The organism is Bacteroides sp. 43_46 (assembly GCF_001915455.1).
Classification (GTDB): Bacteria; Bacteroidota; Bacteroidia; order Bacteroidales; family Bacteroidaceae; genus Bacteroides; species Bacteroides caccae.
This window is the reverse complement of sequence record NZ_MNQN01000041.1, coordinates 1-19,266: the sequence shown is the minus strand read 5'-3', so window position 1 is coordinate 19,266 and position 19,266 is coordinate 1. Positions and strand designations below refer to the sequence as shown.

Below are 19,266 nucleotides of genomic sequence, written 5' to 3'. Positions count from 1 at the left end.
TACTTTTAGTCGAAATCTCAATGAATAGCCGCTTTCAGAAGTGAACTGAAGGACAGCAATTGAAATAGCGGCACACTATTGAATAAAGGATTATTGCTCTTTAGAGAAAGAATAAGGCATATCTTCTTCTTTCGTACCTCTGTTCATATTCGGTTGATTACTCATATCTACTTTGATAATACCACCTTTGAATAATTCTTCGTGGCGAAGATAATTTTTAGTATAGTCAGTGCCGTTTACGTTCATCGAATTGACATAGAAGTTCTTTTTACTGTTGTTCGGGGCATCAATCACCAAACTGTTGCCATTCTCAAAATGAAGTGTGGCTTTCTTGAATAAAGGAGCGCCTACGATATATTCATCCGTTCCCGGACAAACAGGATAGAAACCTAATGCAGAGAATACATACCAGGCGGAAGTTTGTCCGTTGTCTTCGTCGCCGCAATAACCGTCAGGCCCCGGAGTGTACATTCTGTCCATGACTTGGCGCAACCAGTACTGGGCTTTCCAGGGCTGGCCCGCATAATCATATAAATAAATCATGTGCTGGATAGGCTGATTGCCGTGTGCATAATTACCCATATTCATAACGGTCATTTCGCGAATTTCATGAATCACCTGTCCATAGTAACTGTCATCGAATACGGGAGGTACGGCAAAAACGGAGTCCATCATAGTGACGAACATCTCTTTTCCGCCCATTAAGTCGATTAGCCCTTGCGGATCATGGAACACAGACCAGGTGTAGTGCCAGCTATTTCCTTCTGTAAAGGCATCGCCCCATTTCAATGGAGAGAATGGTGACTGGAATGTACCGTCTTCATTGCGTCCGCGCATTAATTTAGACTCCTTGTCGAAGAGATTTTTGTAATTCATGGCACGCTTTGCAAAAAGATTGATCTCTTTTTTCGGGCGTTTCAGTTCTTTAGCCAGTTTGTAGATACACCAGTCGTCGTATGCATATTCCAGTGTACGTGCTGCATTCTCGTTGATTTTCACATCGTATGGTACATATCCCAGCTTGTTATAATATTCATGTCCCAAGCGTCCTGTTGAAGATACTTCAGGATGTACATTCTCTGTTCCATGCAGCAATCCTTCATACAGCGTTTTTATATCGTCCACTTTCACGCCTTTCATGTAAGCATCTACCAGAACAGAAGCAGAATTATTACCTACCATACATCCTCTGTGTCCCGGACTTGCCCATTCGGGGAAGAACCCGCTTTCTTTATATGTATTGATAAGCCCTTCCTGCATCTCCTTGTTAACCGAAGGATACATCAGATTCAGTAACGGGAACAGACATCGGAACGTATCCCAAAAACCTGTGTCGGTATACATATATCCCGGCAATACTTGTCCGTTATATGGACTGTAATGAATCGGCCGGCCGTTCGCGTCCAGTTCGTAGAACTTGCGCGGGAACAGGAGTGAACGGTATAAACAGGAATAGAATGTACGATATTGATCCAGATTGCCGCCTTCCACTTCAATTTTTCCTAATACCTGGTTCCATGCTTCTTTTCCTTTCTTGGCTACTTGCTCGATATTGTCCTTGCCCAGTTCTTTCATGTTGACAGCCGCCTGTTCGAAGCTGATAAAAGAAGAAGCAATCCTTGCGTGCACCTGTTCGCCCTTATGTGTCCGGAAACCGATAATAGCTCCGGCGTGGTCAGTTGTTTGTTCGGTAACGTTTTCTTGAAGATTGCCATTGGCTACTGTTGCTTTGTATGTGAAAGGCTTGTCGAACTCGATGATAAAGTAATTCTTGAAGTTTTCGGGAACTCCTCCGCTATTGCGGGTGGTATAGCCGATAATCTTGTTTTCCTCCGGAATCACTTTGACATACGAGCCTTTGTCGAAAGCGTCCACTACGATATAAGAATGTTCATTTTCCGGGAAAGTGAAGCGGAAAAGGACAGCGCGTTCCGTCGGGGCCATTTCCGTCACGACATCATGTTCGGCGAGATATACTTTATAATAATAAGGAGTGGCGATCTCCCCTTTGTGGGCAAACCAGCTTGCGCGCTTTTCTTCGTTAAACTCCGGTTTGCCTACTACGGGCATGATAGAGAACTGTCCGTAGTCGTTAATCCACGGACTGGGTTGATGCGTCTGCTTGAAACCGCGAATCTTGTTAGCGGTATAAGTGTATTGCCAGCCGTCACCCATTTTTCCTGTCTGCGGAGTCCAGAAGTTCATCCCCCAGGGACGGGCAATGGCCGGATAAGTATTACCTGTTGATAATTCGAAAGTAGACTGGGAACCCATTAGCGGGTTGACATACTGTGTCCGGTCTTTGGCTTTGGCAAAGAATGTGTAAGCAAGTACACAAATTATTATTAATAGTCTTTTCATGGCGTATATGTTTTAATAGTAAGCAATCAAACGTATTATCTCACTCCCCATTTCGTGGGTTGGGCGGTCATTTTGATTTCCATTGTTCCTCCGTTTGCAATATCCTGATGATGGAAGAATGGGGTATTCAACGGTTGGCCGTTCAGTGTTACGCTTTCAATGTATTTGTTCTTCTTTTCGTTGTTTTTTACTACGATACTGAATGTCTTTTCTTCGGGCAGATTAATAACTGCCTTGTCGAAGGCGGGACGTCCGATAGAATATATCGGTTTGCCGGGACATACCTGATAGAATCCCATAGAATTGAGTATATACCAGGCAGACATTTGTCCGCAGTCTTCATTACCTGACAGTCCGTCTGTACTGTTGGCATATTGGCTTTGATAAACACTGTCTACCAGTTCCTGTGTTCTCCACGGGCGGTTGACGTAGTTGTACAGGTGAATGACGTGATGACTCGGTTCATTGCCGTGCGCATATTGTCCGATAAGGCCGCTGATGTCTGACGAAATCATTTCTCCTTCGAGTGATGAATCTGCCGTAAACAGTGAGTCGAGTTTTTGTACAAAAGCGTCTTCACCTCCCATTAGATTAACCAATCCATCTACATCGTGAGGTACAAACCAAGTCCATTGCCAAGCTGTTCCTTCGCAATAATCATCGCTGCGGTGAGTAGAGGCACGTGGGTTGAACGGGGTACGCCATTCACCTTTTGAATCCAGTCCGCGCATGAAGCGGGTAGATTTGTCGAAATAAAACTCGTAGGCTTTGGCAAAACGTTCGTATTTGGCTTTTGTTTCAAAGTCGCTCATTGCTTCAGCGAAGATAGAAATACACCAGTCGTCGTATGCATATTCCAACGCTTTGGCTACCGATTCATTTTCACGGTCGCAAGGAATGTAGCCGATTGCGTTCTTGTAATATTTGGCTTTCGGCATAAGGTGGGGTAACACCAGGGCCGGGCATTTAATACCGGTAGTGTCATATTCCGCAGCGCGCAGAGATGCTTTGTATGCTTCTTTGGCATCAAAATTACGGTAACCTTTCATATATGCATCCACGATGACCGGAACGGCATGATAACCAATCATAGTACCGGTATAGTTGGAGCCCAGATCCCACATCGGGTATATTCCGCCTTCCTGATGTTTTTTGATGAGCGAATTGATAAACTGATTGTTCAGATCCGGGTCGATAATTGTCATTAACGGATGCAGTGCACGGAAGGTGTCCCATAAAGAGAATACAGTATACAGGGGATTGATTGTATCTCCCTGATGTACTTCGAGATCCATTCCCAGGTAACGTCCATCTGCGTCCGTGAACAGGTTCGGACTGATAGCCGTATGATATAGAGCGGTGTAGAAGATCGTTTTGTCGTCCTTGTCGGGAGTCGTAATATCTATCTTTGACAGATACTGATTCCAAGCGGAGCGTGCATTCTTGCGCACTTTATCGAAATCCCAGCCGGGTATCTCCGATTCTACATTCTTGCGTGCACCGGCTATGTCGACGGCAGATACACCTACTTTAACCAGTACTTGTTCATCTTTGGTGGTATTAAAGTGTAATAAAACTTTGCAGACAGGAAGCCGCTTGCCGTTATCCATAGTGATAGAATCGGTCACCAACGTATAAGAGAACGGCTTGGAGAACTTGGCATAGAAATTAATATATTGGTCGAAAGCCCAATAAGTTGTTTTCTTATGTCCGCAGATTTCCGTGTCGCTGATAACCTCGATCCCCATGTCGGAATTAGTCTGCCGTTGCAGGCTGTAATCCAAGTCAAGAATAAATCCGGCTTCGGAACTTTCGGGGAAGGTGTAGCGATGGATAGCGCCACGTTTGGTAGCCGATATCTCGGCTTTTACCTGATAAGTGTCCAGAAAAACGGAATAATATCCCGGTTCTGCCGTTTCATTCTCGTGCGAGAAGGCGGAGGAATATGCTAATTGCTGACTTTGCGGATCAGTGGTCTGATATCGCTGTTCGCCGACAGTCGGCATGAGTAGTACGTCGCCGTAGTCACAACATCCTGTGCCACTGACGTGCGTGTGTGAGAATCCGTTAATGGTAGAGTCTTCATAATAATAGCCTGAACAGGCGTCCCAGCCATCAATCCGGGTATCCGGGCTTGGCTGGATCATTCCGTGCGGAACTACTGCTCCGGGAAACGTATGCCCGTGTCCGCCGGTACCGATAAAGGGATTGACAAAAACGCTATAATCTTTCTCATTAGTGGGAGCTGTACAGGAGTTGAGTGCGAAGAATCCTCCTAAACATCCTACTATCAGGAATGTTTTTAGTTTCATGGTAGTAATAGCTTTTAGTTTTGCCGAAAGCAATCCCTTTATTTCGGGGAAATAAAGATATTGCTTCCTACAATTTTATAATCAATAGGTATAGAGTTTTGTAATGACGTTAGCACAGAATCGATCGTCGACTTTCTTCTCAGTACACCGGAGTAAGTCTTATCCGCCCGGATGTCCGGTGACAGGATAATCTTCACGTCATAAAAACGTTCCAGTGCTTTCGTAATGGTAAAGATATCGGCCTTTTGGAATGGAATCAGGTTGTCGTGCCATACGGCGTCCAACTTAGCATCCACCTGTTTCACAGTCAACCGTCCACTTTTTTTGTTTAACTCGGCACGTTGGCCGGGGGCGAGAATAATCTGCCCTTCCTCCTTATTGCCTTTCACTTCAATTTCACCTTCAATCAGTGTTGCTTCCGCTACCCGGCAATTCTTATCGGATTTAAAGTTGAATGTGGTTCCCAATACACGTACACGCATAGCGTCGCTTTGTACGGTAAATGGTTTATGACGGTTCTTTGTTACCTCAAAATAGGCTTCTCCTTCCAGATAGACATTACGTTCTTTTTCAGAAAACTCGCGTGGATACTTTAAGGTCGCAAGGTTGTTCAGCCAGACTCTGGTACCGTCCGGTAGAACCACTTCCTTTACGATACCTTCGTTGGCAACGGCGACCATTAATTGCTGGTCTGCCCCGTTATGATAGAACCAGTACCCGGTTCCGCCTCCCATAAGAAGAATGACGGCAATAACGGCAGCATATCTCATCCAACGATGCATACGCAGCAGTTTGGCCTGTTTCCCTTTTGCTTCATCCAACTTTTTGTATAACAGCTTTTCAGCATGAGCTATCCGTTGTTCGTCGGCATATCGGTCGAATTTACCCAAATGATAAATTTCTTCCATGCGAAAGAGTTGACGGGCATTTTCTTCCGATTCTTTCATCCAAGCATTTACTTCGATGATTTCTTCTTCCGAGCATTGCCCAGTCAAATATTTATTCATTATGTCTTCACTTAGATTTCTCATTTTCTTTTCCTTCATATAAATAATACAATTCAGAACCTAAAAACACTTAGCTTACTTGCACAAAAATAAGACTATAATGATCCAAAGAGGATCTAGACGACTGCGTAAGTACTTCAGTGCCTTGTACATATGTGCTTCTACCGTGCGTAGTGAAACCCCGAGGACATCGGCTATCTCTTTGTTTTTCATATCATGCAGATAGCTGAGTTTGAAAACTTCTTTGCACTTGTCCGGAAGTTCGTTGATTGCATCGTAGATTTCTTTCCGTAGTTCCCGGTCTTCAATCCTCCGGATCACTTCGTTGTTGTCCGGTTGATAGAATTCGGCACGCCTTTGGTTGATTTCTTCCATGGCGGCGCAGTAGCCGTCTTCCACATTGCGATGTTTCAGGACGTTGAGAGCACGGGTGTAAACGGCACGATAGAGAAAGGCTTGGATCTGATCTCCTATCTCTATGGTGTCTTTCCGCTTCCATAATTCTACAAATACATCCTGCACTACGTCCTCCGCTTCTTCCTCACCTACCAGACGGGTGGCGTAGAAAATCAGGTTGGGATAGTATCTGCGGAACAGTGCTTTATAAGTAATATCGAAGTTTTCGTTCATGCTCTCGGTCAGTTAAGTTTGGTTTTATTTATGGATTCTTTTCTTCGAATATGACGCCTATTGCTTTAGGGGTGTTACTCATTTCGAATTCCACAGTAGCTCCGCTCATGATCTGTTCATGGGTGAGATAAGTCTTATCGTAAGGTTGGCCGTCCACTTTGATTGACTGGATATAGATATTTTCTTTGTTTACGTTCGGAGCGAGTACTGTAAAAGTCTTGCCATTGGCGAGATGCAGCTTGATTTCCGGAAATAGGGGAGTGCCTATTTCATATCTTCCGCTGACCGGATTTACAGGATAGAATCCCATAGCACTGAATACGTACCATGCCGACATCTGTCCGCAGTCTTCGTTGCCGCAAAGGCCGGCCGGTTCGTTCTTGTAGAGCTCATTCATTACTTTTGCCACGTAATATTGAGTCCGGTCATTGAATCCTATCGAATTGAACAGGTAGATAACGTGGTGGCTCGGTTCGTTGCCGTGCGCGTATTGACCGATCATTCCTGTGCTGAAAAGTGGGAGCTCGTCATCTTCGGACGGATGATAGGTAAACATACTATCCAGCTTTTCCGCAAACCGGTTTTTGCCTCCTACGAGATTGACCAGTCCGTCAACATCATGCTGTACAGACCAGAAATATTGCCATCCGTTGCTTTCGCAAATATGCGGAGTATAGTCGTCTGCTTTGAAATCTTTGATAAAGACGCCTTTGTCATCACGCGGTTGCATGAATGAAGTGGCCGGGTTATAGACATTCTTGTAGTTTTGCGAACGTTTATAGAATTCGTCTGCAATATCTTTCTTGCCCATTTTCTGTGCCATTTCGGCGATGCAGTAGTCATCGAAAGCATATTCCAGTGTTTTGGATAACGACCAGTTTTCTGCGTTATAGCTATCCGTCACGTTATAAGGTATATATCCTAATTTTTTGTAGAGCCCGATGCCCCGGTAATTGTCCAGGTTGGCAGTTGCTACGCAGGCAGCCAGTGCCTTTTCCGCATCAAAGTCTCCGATTCCTTTCAGATAAGCGTCTGCAATCACCGGAACAGCGTGGTAACCGATCATCATGTCCGTTTCGCTGCCGTAGAAGTTCCATACCGGCAGACGTCCGTTCTGTTCGTAGAAAGCGATGAAGGATTTTACCATATCGTTGACACGCTCCGGTTCGGTGTAGGTAAAAAGCGGGTGAGCGGCACGGTACGTGTCCCATAAGGAGAAAGTGCTGTAATTTACCCAACCGTCGGCTTGGTGTACTTTCTTGTCGGGACCGTAATAAGCTCCGTCCACATCACTATAAATTGTCGGGGCGATCATTGAATGATAGATAGCTGTGTAGAAGTTCACTTTATCATCTTCGTTGTCACTTTTTACTTCAATCTTTCCGAGTTGGCGGTTCCAGTTAGCTTTGGTTGCAGCCAGATATTTGTCGAAGTTGTTTTCGGGGACTTCAGCTTGCAGGTTCTTGGCAGCTCCTTCCATGCTGACACCGGAAATGGCTGTGCTGACAAGTATATGCTCGCCTTCTTGAGTGTTGAAGTCGAAGCGTGCGATAGTAGCTGTGCCGATACGTTTGTTCTCTTTGACAATAGCCATTGTATCCAGTTCTATTTTCTCGAAAGGCTTGGAGAAGCGGGTACGGAAGTAGATGTGCTGATCTCGTGCCCAGCCGTCAGAGAAACGGTAACCTTGGATGGTGACGGAGTCTATCACCTCAATGTGAGAGTCGTTGGTAAAGTCCCAATTCATCGCTTTCTTCAAGTTCAGGAAGATAGCGGATTGAGCTTCGGGAAAGGTATACCGTTGGATACCGCAGCGTTCGGTTGCCGTCAATTCGACGTTGATATTATAATCGGTCAGGCGTACCTGATAATAGCCTGCATAGGCGCTTTCGTCATCGTGGGAGAACTTGGAGTGAATGCCCAGTGGAGCTTCTGCTTCTTTGTAAGGCAGCGTGACAGGCATAAAAGAGATATCATACAGATCTCCAGCTCCGGTACCGGAGAGGTGCGTGTGGCTGAATCCGGCAATCGTACTGTCCGGGTAAAAATATCCGGAGATGCGGTCCCAGCCGGGGAGTCCGTTATCCGGACTAAGTTGTACCATTCCAAATGGCGCTTGTGTGCCCGGATAAGTGTTTCCGGTGAAGTCTGTTCCTATAAATGGATTTACATAAGATGTGTAATCTATTTCATGTTTCTCTTGTGTAGGGGTACAAGAAATCAGCATGCAGATTAACAGCAGGCATAGACAAGTGGGTGTTCTCATCGTTCTTTGGGTATTAGTGATTATTTATTTTATTTATTTGAAGGATAAGAAAAATAATTAATCTGCGTGCAAAGGTAGAAAAAAACTGTGACAACCCTATATTATATACGCAATATTTTTAAAGTGAGGAAGATAGACTTTATAATTGTGTTTGTGCTTCCCGATATCGGAGATGTCCCTCACTGGTGTCGGAGACCGAGCCCTTGGTATCTTGATTCAAACCTTCTCTGCGTCCGGATTTGGATATAAAAAATAGAGTGTGTCTCACAGTAATTCCTACCTTAAGACACACTCTATTTATTTTATTTATTTACTTACTCTTAGATTCCTGCAAGTTCGAGTACTTTTTCAACTGCTGTCGGTAACCCGTCAGCGTTTTTGCCTCCGGCTGTTGCAAAGTGAGGCTGGCCGCCGCCGCCACCTTGAATCAGTTTGGCAGCTTCTTTCACCAGATTACCTGCTTTCAGACCACCGGCTACGAGGTTATCGCTAATCATAACTGTCAACATCGGTTTGCCTGCATCCGTACTTCCGGCTACGAAGAATAAGTTTTCTGTAATTTCGCCACGAAGCTGGAAAGCAATATTCTTCACCACTTCTGCGGGTAGAGGAGCACAGAACTTGATTACTTTGATGCCATGAATTTCCTGTATATTCTTCAACAGTCTTTCTTTCAAGGCCGCTTCTTTTTCTTTCATGAAATCTTCCACTTGTTTCTTCAAACCGGCATTCTCTTCAAGATATTTGCGGATAGCAATTCCCAAGTCAGGAGTGTTGTTGAAGAGTGCCTTCAGATCGCTGAGCGTATCCTGGATAGTATCCAACATTTCTTCTACACGTGCACCTGTGTAAGCTTCGATACGACGGACACCGGCAGCAACGGAACTTTCTGAGACAATCTTCACCATGCCGATGTTTCCTGTTGCGGCTACGTGTGTACCTCCACAAAACTCAATAGAAGAACCGAATTGAATCACACGTACTCTGTCACCGTATTTTTCGCCGAAAAGAGCGATAGCACCCAGCTCTTTTGCTTCTTCGATAGGAATGTTACGATATTCCTTCAAAGGAATATTGGCACGGATTCTTGCATTAACGATGTGTTCCACCTGGCGGATTTCTTCGTCTGTCACCTTCTGGAAGTGAGAGAAGTCGAAACGCAGTGAGTCCGGAGTGACCAATGAACCCTTTTGTTCGATGTGTTCGCCCAATACTTCGCGGAGAGCAGCGTCTAGCAAGTGAGTGGCCGAGTGGTTGGCTGCACAGGCAGCGCGTTTGTCGGTATTTACACAAGCCATGAACGGAGCTTCCGGGTGTTCCGGTAACTTTTTGGTAATATGTATCGGAAGATTGTTTTCTTTCTTGGTGTCGATTACTTCAATTGTTTCAAATTCGCTGACCAATACACCCGTGTCACCTACCTGGCCACCACTTTCTGCATAGAACGGAGTGTAGTCCAATACGATTTGATACAAAGTCTGGTTCTTTTGTTTGATCTGGCGATAACGGAGGATAGAGGCTTCATATTCGGTATAATCGTAACCTACAAATTCCGTTGTTCCTTCTTTCAGTGTAATCCAGTCGCCTGTCTCGATAGCGGCAGCGTTACGTGCACGCTGTTTCTGCTGTTGCATTTCCGCGTTGAATTCTTCGAGGTTTACAGTCATTCCGTTTTCGCGGAGAATCAGCTCTGTCAGGTCGAGCGGGAAACCGAATGTATCATATAAGGTGAAGGCATCTTTGCCGCTGATTTCTATTTTTCCGGCAGCCTTGGTATCTTCCATTGTCTTGTCCAACAGACGGATTCCGGTTTCCAGTGTGCGGAGGAATGCTTCTTCTTCTTCTTTGATAACTTTCTCGATCAGGGTTTTCTGTGCTATCAATTCAGGATAAGCGTCTCCCATGTTATCAATCAATACCGGAAGCAACTTGTACATGAATGCTTGTTTTTGTCCGAGGAAAGTATATCCGTAACGAACAGCACGGCGGAGGATACGGCGAATTACATAACCCGCTTTTGCGTTAGAGGGCAATTGACCGTCTGTGATAGAGAAAGCGATGGTGCGGATATGGTCGGCGATCACGCGCATAGCGATGTCCTGCTGTTTGTCTTTTCCGTATTCTGTGCCTGACATGACAGCAATCGCTTTCAGCATCGGTTGGAATACGTCCGTATCATAGTTGGACGTTTTGCCTTGCAGTGCCATACAGAGACGCTCAAATCCCATACCGGTGTCAATTACTTTTGCCGGAAGCGGTTCGAGGCTACTGTCTGCTTTGCGGTTATATTGCATAAATACAAGGTTCCAGATTTCAATTACCTGCGGGTGATCGTGGTTGACTAGATCACGACCGGAGATTTTTGCACGTTCTTCAGCAGGACGGAGGTCGATATGAATTTCGGAACAGGGTCCGCAAGGTCCTGTATCACCCATTTCCCAGAAGTTATCGTGTTTGTTGCCATTGATGATATGATCTTTCGGTAGGAATTGCTCCCAGTAAGAAGCGGCTTCGTCGTCACGGCTCAGTCCTTCTTCGGGGCTTCCTTCAAATACAGTGGCATAGAGATGTTCCGGATTCAGTTTCAGTACTTCTACCAGGTATTCCCATGCCCAGTTGATTGCTTCTTTTTTGAAGTAATCACCGAAGGACCAGTTGCCGAGCATTTCAAACATGGTGTGGTGGTACGTATCGTGTCCGACTTCTTCCAGGTCATTGTGCTTTCCGCTTACGCGCAGACATTTCTGAGAGTCCGCGACTCTTTGGTATTTCGCCGGGTGGTTACCCAAAATAATATCTTTAAACTGGTTCATACCCGCGTTGGTAAACATCAGGGTAGGGTCGTCTTTTATCACCATGGGAGCCGACGGAACGATGTGGTGTCCTTTCGACTCAAAGAAATTCTTGAATGAATCTCTGATTTCTTTTGCAGTCAACATATCTTCTATATATCTATCGTTGAGGTGTTGAGGTTAATATTCTCAAAAAACTGTGCAAAGATAGCTTGTTTTTATTACTTTTGCCGTATTAACAAGCGAAATATTTCCAAAAAGATGCGCAAAGTATACTATATCTATAATCCACAGACCCAGACTTATGACCGAATTTATCCTACTGTACGGCAGCGTGCGCTCAGTATCCTGCGCAGACTCTTTTACGGTATGGGGCTGGGAGCAGGCTGTTTCATCGTGTTGCTCTTTATCTTCGGTTCACCGTCAGAAAAGGAATTGCGAATAGAAAACAGTCGTTTACAGGCGCAATATAATGTACTTTCCCGCCGTTTGGATGACGCCATGGGGGTACTTCAGGATATTCAGCAGCGTGATGATAACTTGTACCGCGTGATTCTGCAAGCTGACCCGGTTTCTCCGGCTATTCGTCAGGCAGGATACGGAGGTACGAACCGTTATGAAGAACTTATGGACTTGGCCAATGCCAAGCTTGTCGTAAATACCACTCAAAAGTTGGATGTATTGTCCAAACGACTGTATATTCAATCCAAATCTTTTGATGATGTGGTGGATATGTGCAAGAACCATGACGAGATGTTGAAATGTATTCCGGCCATTCAGCCTATTTCCAATAAAGACCTTCGTCAGACCGCTTCCGGTTATGGAACGCGTATCGATCCGATTTATGGAACGACGAAGTTTCATTCCGGTATGGACTTTTCGGCTCATCCGGGGACAGATGTATATGCTACCGGAGATGGAACTGTCGTGAAAGTGGGATGGGAAACCGGATACGGTAATACGATTGAGATAGATCATGGCTTTGGATATATGACGCGCTATGCTCACTTGCAAGGTTTCAATACGAAAGTGGGTAAGAGGGTTGTACGTGGTGAAGTTATCGGAAAGGTGGGGAGTACGGGAAAGAGTACCGGACCGCATCTTCATTATGAAGTGCACGTGAAAGGTCAGGTGGTGAATCCTGTAAACTATTATTTCATGGATCTGAGTGCAGAAGATTATGAGAAGATGATACAGTTAGCTGCCAACCATGGTAAGGTGTTCGATTAAATTTTAAAGAAACAAAAGAATGCTATGCTCAATACGGATAAGGAATTAAAGCTGTATTATTCAATAGGTGAAGTGGCCGATATGTTTGGTGTCAATCAGTCTTTGCTCCGTTTCTGGGAAAAGGAGTTTCCACAGATCTCTCCCAAAACAACGGGAAGAGGGATACGCCAGTATCGCAAAGAAGATGTGGAGACGATCGGACTAATTTATCATTTGGTTAAGGAAAAAGGAATGACCCTTCCGGGTGCCAGACAGCGGTTGAAAGATAATAAAGAAGCTACTGTCCGCAATTATGAGATTGTGAACAGACTCAAAGCGATAAAGGATGAGTTGCTGGCAATCAAACGGGAACTCGACGGGCGGGAGTAAATTTTCTCGCCCCTACTTGCAAACATTTTAATTCGATGACTATTCTTCTACGCGGTTTACCTGCTTGATATTCTGAATCTTCTTCAGGTTGTTACAGATTGTCTTTACGTCTTCCACATCATGTACCCACAATTGTATCTTTCCTTCGAAGATGCCATCGTTGGTTTCGATTGTCAATTTGCGGATGTTGACATTCAGTTGCCGGGAGATAACTTGGGTTACTTCATTTAAAAGCCCCATACTGTCTATTCCTTTTATATATATATAGACGAGGAAGGAGAGTTCTTTGTGGGTATCCCATTCGGTAGCCAGAATACGGTTACCGTAACTGCTTTTCAGCTTGGCTGCAACCGGACATTGGCGTTTGTGGATAATAATCCGGTCGTTCTCATCGACATATCCCAAAACATCATCACCCGGAATGGGATGACAACATTCTGCCATGATATACTTCTTTTGAAGGCTTTCTTCCGTCAGTTTGAGTATTTGTTTCGGGTTAATTTTTTCTTTCTCTTGAGGTTGCTCTTTTTCTTCCGGCTTTTCTTTATTGGTATTGCCGAAAGAGAAAGTGAGGTATTTCTTCCAGTTGCTGGTTTGTTTTTCTTTCAGTTCGTTCTTGTCCACTTCTCCCAAAATGATAACCTTGCTGCCGATAGCTGCCAGCAGTTCCTCTTCGTTTTTGGCATTATGCAATTTACGCAATTTTTCAATCACGGAATCTTCCGGACGGATTTCCTCTTTTTTGAGAAATTCGCTAAGGATTTCTTCACCAAGCTTTTGGTTTACTTTGCGTTCTTTGCGCAGAATAGCGGCTATTTTGGCACGGGCACGGGCGGTTGTTGCAAACACCTCCCATTGCGGTTGTACACGTTGCGATTTAGATGTCAGAATCTCCACCTGGTCGCCACTTTGTAACTTGTGACTTAGTGGTACGAGTTTATGATTGACTTTGGCGCCGATACAATGGCTGCCGATATCAGTGTGCAGTGAGAAAGCAAAGTCCAGTGCTGTTGAATTTTGCGGCATTGTCTTTAACTCCCCTTTCGGTGTAAACACAAATATTTCGGAAGCAAAGAGGTTCAGTTTTATTGTATCCAGAAAGTCGATAGCGTCCGGTTGCGGATCATCCAGTATTTCCTTGATCGTTTTCAGCCATTTCTCTAATTCGCCTTCGTCCTCACTGCCGCCTCCCTCTTTATATTTCCAGTGAGCTGCGAAGCCTTGTTCGGCAACGTCGTTCATTCGTTCGCTGCGAATCTGAACTTCAATCCATTGCCCGTTGTTCCCCATCAGGGTAACGTGCAACGCCTGATAACCATTTGCCTTCGGATGACTTACCCAGTCACGGAGGCGGTCAGGATGAGGCTTGTATATTTTGGAGATAGAGACGTAGATATCGAAACAGTCGTTGAGTTCCTCCTCTATGTTGCGAGGCTCAAAAATAATACGGACGGCCAGTAAGTCGTAGATTTCTTCGAAAGGAACGTGCTTGGTCTGCATCTTGTTCCAGATTGAGTAGATTGATTTTACGCGGGCGAGAATCCGGTATTTCAATCCCATTTTATCGAGTTGTGTACGGATAGGAGCTGTGAAATCGTTGAATACCTTGTCGCGTTCGGCTGCTGTCGCATTCAACTTTTCTTCTATCTCGGCATATTCTTCGGGATGTTCGTATTTGAAACTTAGATTTTCGAGTTCGGTCTTTATTTTATAAAGCCCCAGACGGTTGGCAAGGGGAGCGTAGATATAAAGAGTTTCGCCGGCTATCTTGTATTGCTTGTTGGGCAACATGGAACCAAGGGTACGCATATTGTGCAGGCGGTCGGCTATTTTGATAAGGATCACCCGGATATCGTTCGACATGGTAAGCAGTAACTTTTTGAAATTCTCTGCTTGTGCCGAGGCACGGTCGCCAAAGATACCTCCGGATATTTTAGTAAGTCCATCTACAATTTGGGCAATCTTTGGACCAAAGATGTTTTCGATATCTTCTACCGTATAATCGGTGTCTTCCACTACATCATGCAGTAACGCTGCACAAATAGAAGTCGATCCGAGACCGATTTCGTTGCATACGATACTCGCCACAGCAATCGGGTGCATAATATATGGTTCGCCCGAACGGCGTTTGATTCCTTTGTGCGCCTGATTGGCAAAGTTGAAAGCCTTCGTAATGATTTCAACACGTTTGCGATGTTTTGTAGCGAGATAATCATTCAGCAGTTCGTGGAACGCCTGATTGATCATCTCTTCATCAGCTATTTCTTTGGGGGTCAGATTATCCATAATTGTTATCCTTTCACTTGCTTACTTTTGCAAAAATAAGCAAATTTCCGAACGGTGCAAGCGGGATACCGTTTATTTGTATATTTTCAATCGTTTTCCTGCTGCAATCTTGGTGTTTGACATTCCGTTCCATCGCTGTATATCCTTAACACTGACACCATATTTTCCGGCAATAGTCGACAGAGTGTCTCCACTTTTTATTGTGTAGTAAGACAGTTTTCCTTTTCCAGCAACGGCTGTTGTAGCTTTGCGGGTACTAGGTGTATTCTCTTTTACGGCAACAGTTTTTCGGTTACGGAACAATTCATTCGAGCGATGTGCATAGATTGTATCTTGTTTGTCGATGAAATTGCTGATTGCTTCGATCGGCAACCGCAGGGTATAAGGCTTGCTGTCACCCGGGATAACTTGTTTCTTGTACTGTGGATTCAAACTCTTTATTTGATCCAATGGCACATTACAAAGATCGGCAATCTGTTCGAAATGCAGGTTCTTGTTCACTTGCACAGTGTCTGTGCTTGCCGGAATATTAGTTTCCATTGGACAAATATTGTGGTCGCAGTAATAGGTCATCACATAGTTGGCTGCAATAAAGGCAGGTACATAACCACGTGTTTCTTTGGGTAATAAATTGTAGATTTTCCAGTAATCCGTTTCACCGTTGGCGCGACGGATTGCTTTGTTGATTGTGCCGGGACCACAGTTGTAGGCGGCAATTACAAGGTTCCAGTCGCCGTAAATGGCGTACATCTCTTTCAGATAACGTGCGGCAGCCCATGTTGCTTTGATCGGGTCACGGCGTTCATCTACCAAACTGTTGGACTCCAGACCGTAGATTTTACCTGTGCCGATCATGAATTGCCACAAGCCTGATGCGCCGGCACGTGATACGGCGGAAGGGTTCAAAGCTGATTCAATGATAGGAAGATATTTAAGTTCCAATGGAAGTCCGTATGCATCCAATGCTTCTTCGAAAATCGGCATATAGAAGTTGCAGGCGCTCAGCATAAAAGAAACTTGATTACGTAGGCGTCCTGCATACATATCTATGAATTTGCGTACAATGTCGTTGTATGGCATTTCCATAATAGCCGGGATGCGTGAGAGGCGGTCCATGTAAACAGAATCACTGAATAAAGGATTTACTTCAGCCGTGCTGCAATCTTTGCCCAGATCAATGTAATTTTTGGCTTTCCAATCGTTCAGCAAACTGTCGAGCGGATAAGTCATACTCATAGGCAGGTCGATGCTTTCCTTACGTTCTGTACCATTTTCACGAATCACCACATCTACACTTTGGGCTTTTACTTGGGATGTTGCCAATAGTAAAAGAAGAATAATCGAACAATAGTTAACTAATTTCTTCATGCTTCAATAATAAGATCAATCTAAATTGTGTTTTTAAAATCGTAATACGCATTGCAAGCCGACCGATTTGCTTTTCAAACTATTTGAACGGAACTGGTTGTTATTGTCGATAACTGCCGGTTCCACTTTCATACTTAGGTCGGGGGTTATATCGAAGTTGGACAACTCGGCATCTACATAAGCGTCAATGATAGAGATGAGGTAAACTCCGATAAATGCAAATATACTAAGGTCCCGGTAACGCCGGAACATATCCTTTCTTCGTTTTAACGTACTTTTTAATTGTTCCTCGTTGTAAGAGGAATTAGGGGGCAGCAGATCTTCATAACTTTTAGTGTTTGGATTGCTGTCCATAATGTCCAGATAGGCTTGCGAATAGTCTTTATACATCTTGCCATTCCAACTCAAGGCATACGCACAACCGGCAAATCCTCCATATATAATAGGCAGTTTCCAGTATTTACGGTTGTAAATCTGTCCTCCACCCGGGAATACGACGGCAAGCCAGGTAGCTTTGGTCGGATTAGGTACGAATATCTTTTTATTAATGTCTTGGGATGGAGGCGGAACCGTATCGGTATTCACGACAATGGCTGCCGGCTGTTCTATCTTCTTCAGTTCTTTTTTGTTGGCTGCATCAAGGCTGTCGGCTACTTGTATTTTAGCTGCCGATAAACTGTCAATAGACTGAAGATGCTTAGGTGGTAACATTATGCTGTCTTTTCGCAATGAATCTTGCTCTTGCATAGGGTCACGATGTCTTCGTGCACGGGCTTTTGGCGGTTCTCGGTGCGTAATGGTAGTATCTTTCTGAACTGGAGTTACAGGGGCTTGTGCATACACATCAATCCCTGCCATCTGTAAAAAACAGAGAAGCAGGGTGCTGATTAGTAACTGATATTTCTTGTTTTTTCTTGTCATTTATTTCTTTAGCGTATCGAAGATTTCCATGATACGTTCCAGTTCCTCCTCATTACTGAAAGGAATACTAATTTTCCCTTTCCCCTTTTCGGAGCAAGTGAGTTGTACCTTGGTGCTGAAAAAGCCTGAAAGTTGTTGCTTCAGTAAGTTAAATTCTTCCGGAAGTTTGGCACGTTTCGGAGTTATTTTCCGCGTACCGCTTTTCACAGCTTCACCTTCACTTAATGATTTTACAATCTCTTCGACTTTGCGGACTGAATATCCGTGTTCTTGTATTTCTTCGAATATTTTTACTTGTAGTTTAGGGTCGCCTAATGAAATCAACGCACGGGCATGTCCCATGTCTAACTGCTTGTTTTGTAGCGCCATTTGGATAGGAGCGGGTAGCTTGAGCAGACGCAAGTAATTGGCGATAGTCGTCCGGTTCTTGCCGATACGCTCGCTAAGGCGTTCTTGGGTCAGTTCATATTGGTCTAGCAGATGTTGATAAGCCAATGCGATTTCTACAGCATTCAGGTCTTCACGCTGGATATTCTCGATCAGCGCCATTTCCATCATGTTTTCGTCGTCGGCTGTGCGGATGTAAGCAGGGATTGTTTTTAATCCGGCTCTCTGTGAAGCACGGTAGCGGCGTTCACCTGCGATAATTTGGTATTCATTGTCCGATACCTTACGTAAAGTGATCGGTTGGATGATACCTATTTCCGCTATTGAATCAGCCAGTTCCTGCAAGGCCGTTTCGTCAAACTCACGGCGAGGCTGGTTAGGGTTGACTGAAATCTTAGCTAACTCTATTTCGTTAATGGAAGAAGAACCTTCGGTTTTCACATCATCCATTGAGAGCAAGGCGTCAAGTCCGCGTCCTAATGCATTTCTTCTTTGTGTTGCCATATCTTCTTCGTTACTTATTTATTACGGTTAATAATCTCTTTAGCAAGAGCCAGGTGGTTCTTGGCACCGGTGGAGTCCGCATCATAAAGAATAGTCGGGACACCGTAGCTGGGAGCCTCGCTCAGTTTTACATTTCGTTGAATTACGGTGTTGAACACCAGTTCCTGGAAGTGGCGTTTTACTTCATCGTAGATTTGGTTTGCCTGGCGCAGGCGTGAATCGTACATCGTCAGCAGGAAACCTTCGATTTCCAATGCCGGATTCAATTTCGACTTGATAATCTTGATTGTGTTCAGCAGTTTGCTGATCCCTTCGAGAGCAAAATATTCGGCCTGCACGGGGATAATCACAGAATCGGCTGCCGTCAGGGCATTGATTGTAATAAGTCCTAATGAAGGAGAACAGTTTTCTTCAAAGGAGTAAGTACTTCTTTCAGTATCTTTTCGCGGTTTGGGAGGTTCAGCATTTCAATCTCTGCTCCTACAAGATTGATGTGCGAAGAGATTACTTTTAAAGAATCAATTTCGGTGTCATGGATAGCGTCCTGTACGTTGGCTCTGTCAATGATACATTCATAGATAGTACATTCCGACTGCTTGATGTCCACTCCCAGACCGGAGGAGGCATTAGCTTGCGGGTCGGCGTCTACTACGAGTACCTTTTTTTCGAGTGTAGCAAGCGAAGCTGCGAGATTGATCGTAGTCGTTGTTTTTCCTACACCACCTTTTTGATTAGCCAAAGCAATAATTTTTCCCATATTCTCTAAATTTATTGGCAGCGAAATAAGTGATAAATCCTTAGAGCGCCTACGAAAAAAGAGAAACTTTGCAATT

At 44.5% G+C, this 19,266-nt stretch carries 12 protein-coding genes and 1 pseudogene; 2 read left to right on the top strand and 11 right to left on the bottom strand.

Annotated features, from left to right (window positions below):
- Positions 1 to 90: 90 nt before the first annotated feature.
- The 6 genes from BHV72_RS04115 to alaS form a co-directional block, all read right to left on the bottom strand.
- The gene (locus BHV72_RS04115; RefSeq protein WP_274666138.1) at positions 91 to 2,361 is read right to left on the bottom strand and encodes a GH92 family glycosyl hydrolase; all 2,271 of its coding nucleotides are present in this window, start codon (positions 2,359 to 2,361) and stop codon (positions 91 to 93) included.
- A gap of 35 nt (positions 2,362 to 2,396) precedes the next feature.
- Positions 2,397 to 4,673: a GH92 family glycosyl hydrolase gene (locus BHV72_RS04110; protein ID WP_122264611.1), complete on the bottom strand. Its 2,277-nt coding sequence runs from the start codon at positions 4,671 to 4,673 to the stop codon at positions 2,397 to 2,399.
- Between the two features lie 38 nt (positions 4,674 to 4,711).
- Positions 4,712 to 5,719 (bottom strand): FecR family protein, encoded by a 1,008-nt coding sequence (locus BHV72_RS04105; protein WP_182426348.1) that lies wholly within the window; start codon positions 5,717 to 5,719, stop codon positions 4,712 to 4,714.
- Between the two features lie 36 nt (positions 5,720 to 5,755).
- Positions 5,756 to 6,310 carry an RNA polymerase sigma-70 factor gene (locus BHV72_RS04100; RefSeq protein WP_022043010.1) on the bottom strand — a complete coding sequence of 185 codons (555 nt, stop codon included), beginning with the start codon at positions 6,308 to 6,310 and terminating at the stop codon, positions 5,756 to 5,758.
- Between the two features lie 28 nt (positions 6,311 to 6,338).
- Entirely contained in the window at positions 6,339 to 8,576 is a 2,238-nt protein-coding gene (locus BHV72_RS04095) for a GH92 family glycosyl hydrolase (protein WP_122294818.1), read from the bottom strand.
- 320 nt (positions 8,577 to 8,896) lie between these two features.
- A complete protein-coding gene (gene alaS / locus BHV72_RS04090; RefSeq protein ID WP_122294820.1) occupies positions 8,897 to 11,515 on the bottom strand; it encodes an alanine--tRNA ligase in 2,619 nt (872 codons plus the stop codon).
- 114 nt (positions 11,516 to 11,629) lie between these two features.
- Between alaS and BHV72_RS04085 the strand changes: the two genes are divergently transcribed.
- Both BHV72_RS04085 and BHV72_RS04080 read left to right on the top strand, forming a co-directional pair.
- Positions 11,630 to 12,598, top strand: coding sequence for a M23 family metallopeptidase (locus BHV72_RS04085; RefSeq protein ID WP_005677157.1), 969 nt, complete (start codon positions 11,630 to 11,632; stop codon positions 12,596 to 12,598).
- Between the two features lie 24 nt (positions 12,599 to 12,622).
- Entirely contained in the window at positions 12,623 to 12,967 is a 345-nt protein-coding gene (locus BHV72_RS04080; protein ID WP_005677158.1) for a MerR family transcriptional regulator, read from the top strand.
- A 39-nt stretch (positions 12,968 to 13,006) separates the two neighbouring features.
- On the opposite strand, the gene BHV72_RS04075 is transcribed toward BHV72_RS04080, so the two are convergent.
- The 5 genes and pseudogenes from BHV72_RS04075 to BHV72_RS04055 form a co-directional block, all read right to left on the bottom strand.
- A complete protein-coding gene (locus BHV72_RS04075; protein ID WP_005677159.1) occupies positions 13,007 to 15,253 on the bottom strand; it encodes a RelA/SpoT family protein in 2,247 nt (748 codons plus the stop codon).
- Positions 15,254 to 15,325: 72 nt separating this feature from the next.
- Positions 15,326 to 16,621 (bottom strand): lytic transglycosylase domain-containing protein, encoded by a 1,296-nt coding sequence (locus tag BHV72_RS04070; protein WP_005677160.1) that lies wholly within the window; start codon positions 16,619 to 16,621, stop codon positions 15,326 to 15,328.
- 33 nt (positions 16,622 to 16,654) lie between these two features.
- Positions 16,655 to 17,542: a DUF5683 domain-containing protein gene (locus BHV72_RS04065; protein WP_122134418.1), complete on the bottom strand. Its 888-nt coding sequence runs from the start codon at positions 17,540 to 17,542 to the stop codon at positions 16,655 to 16,657.
- Entirely contained in the window at positions 17,543 to 18,433 is an 891-nt protein-coding gene (locus tag BHV72_RS04060; protein ID WP_005677163.1) for a ParB/RepB/Spo0J family partition protein, read from the bottom strand.
- Positions 18,434 to 18,447: 14 nt separating this feature from the next.
- Positions 18,448 to 19,190, bottom strand: a pseudogene (locus tag BHV72_RS04055) (ParA family protein).
- Between the last annotated feature and the right edge of the window lie 76 nt (positions 19,191 to 19,266).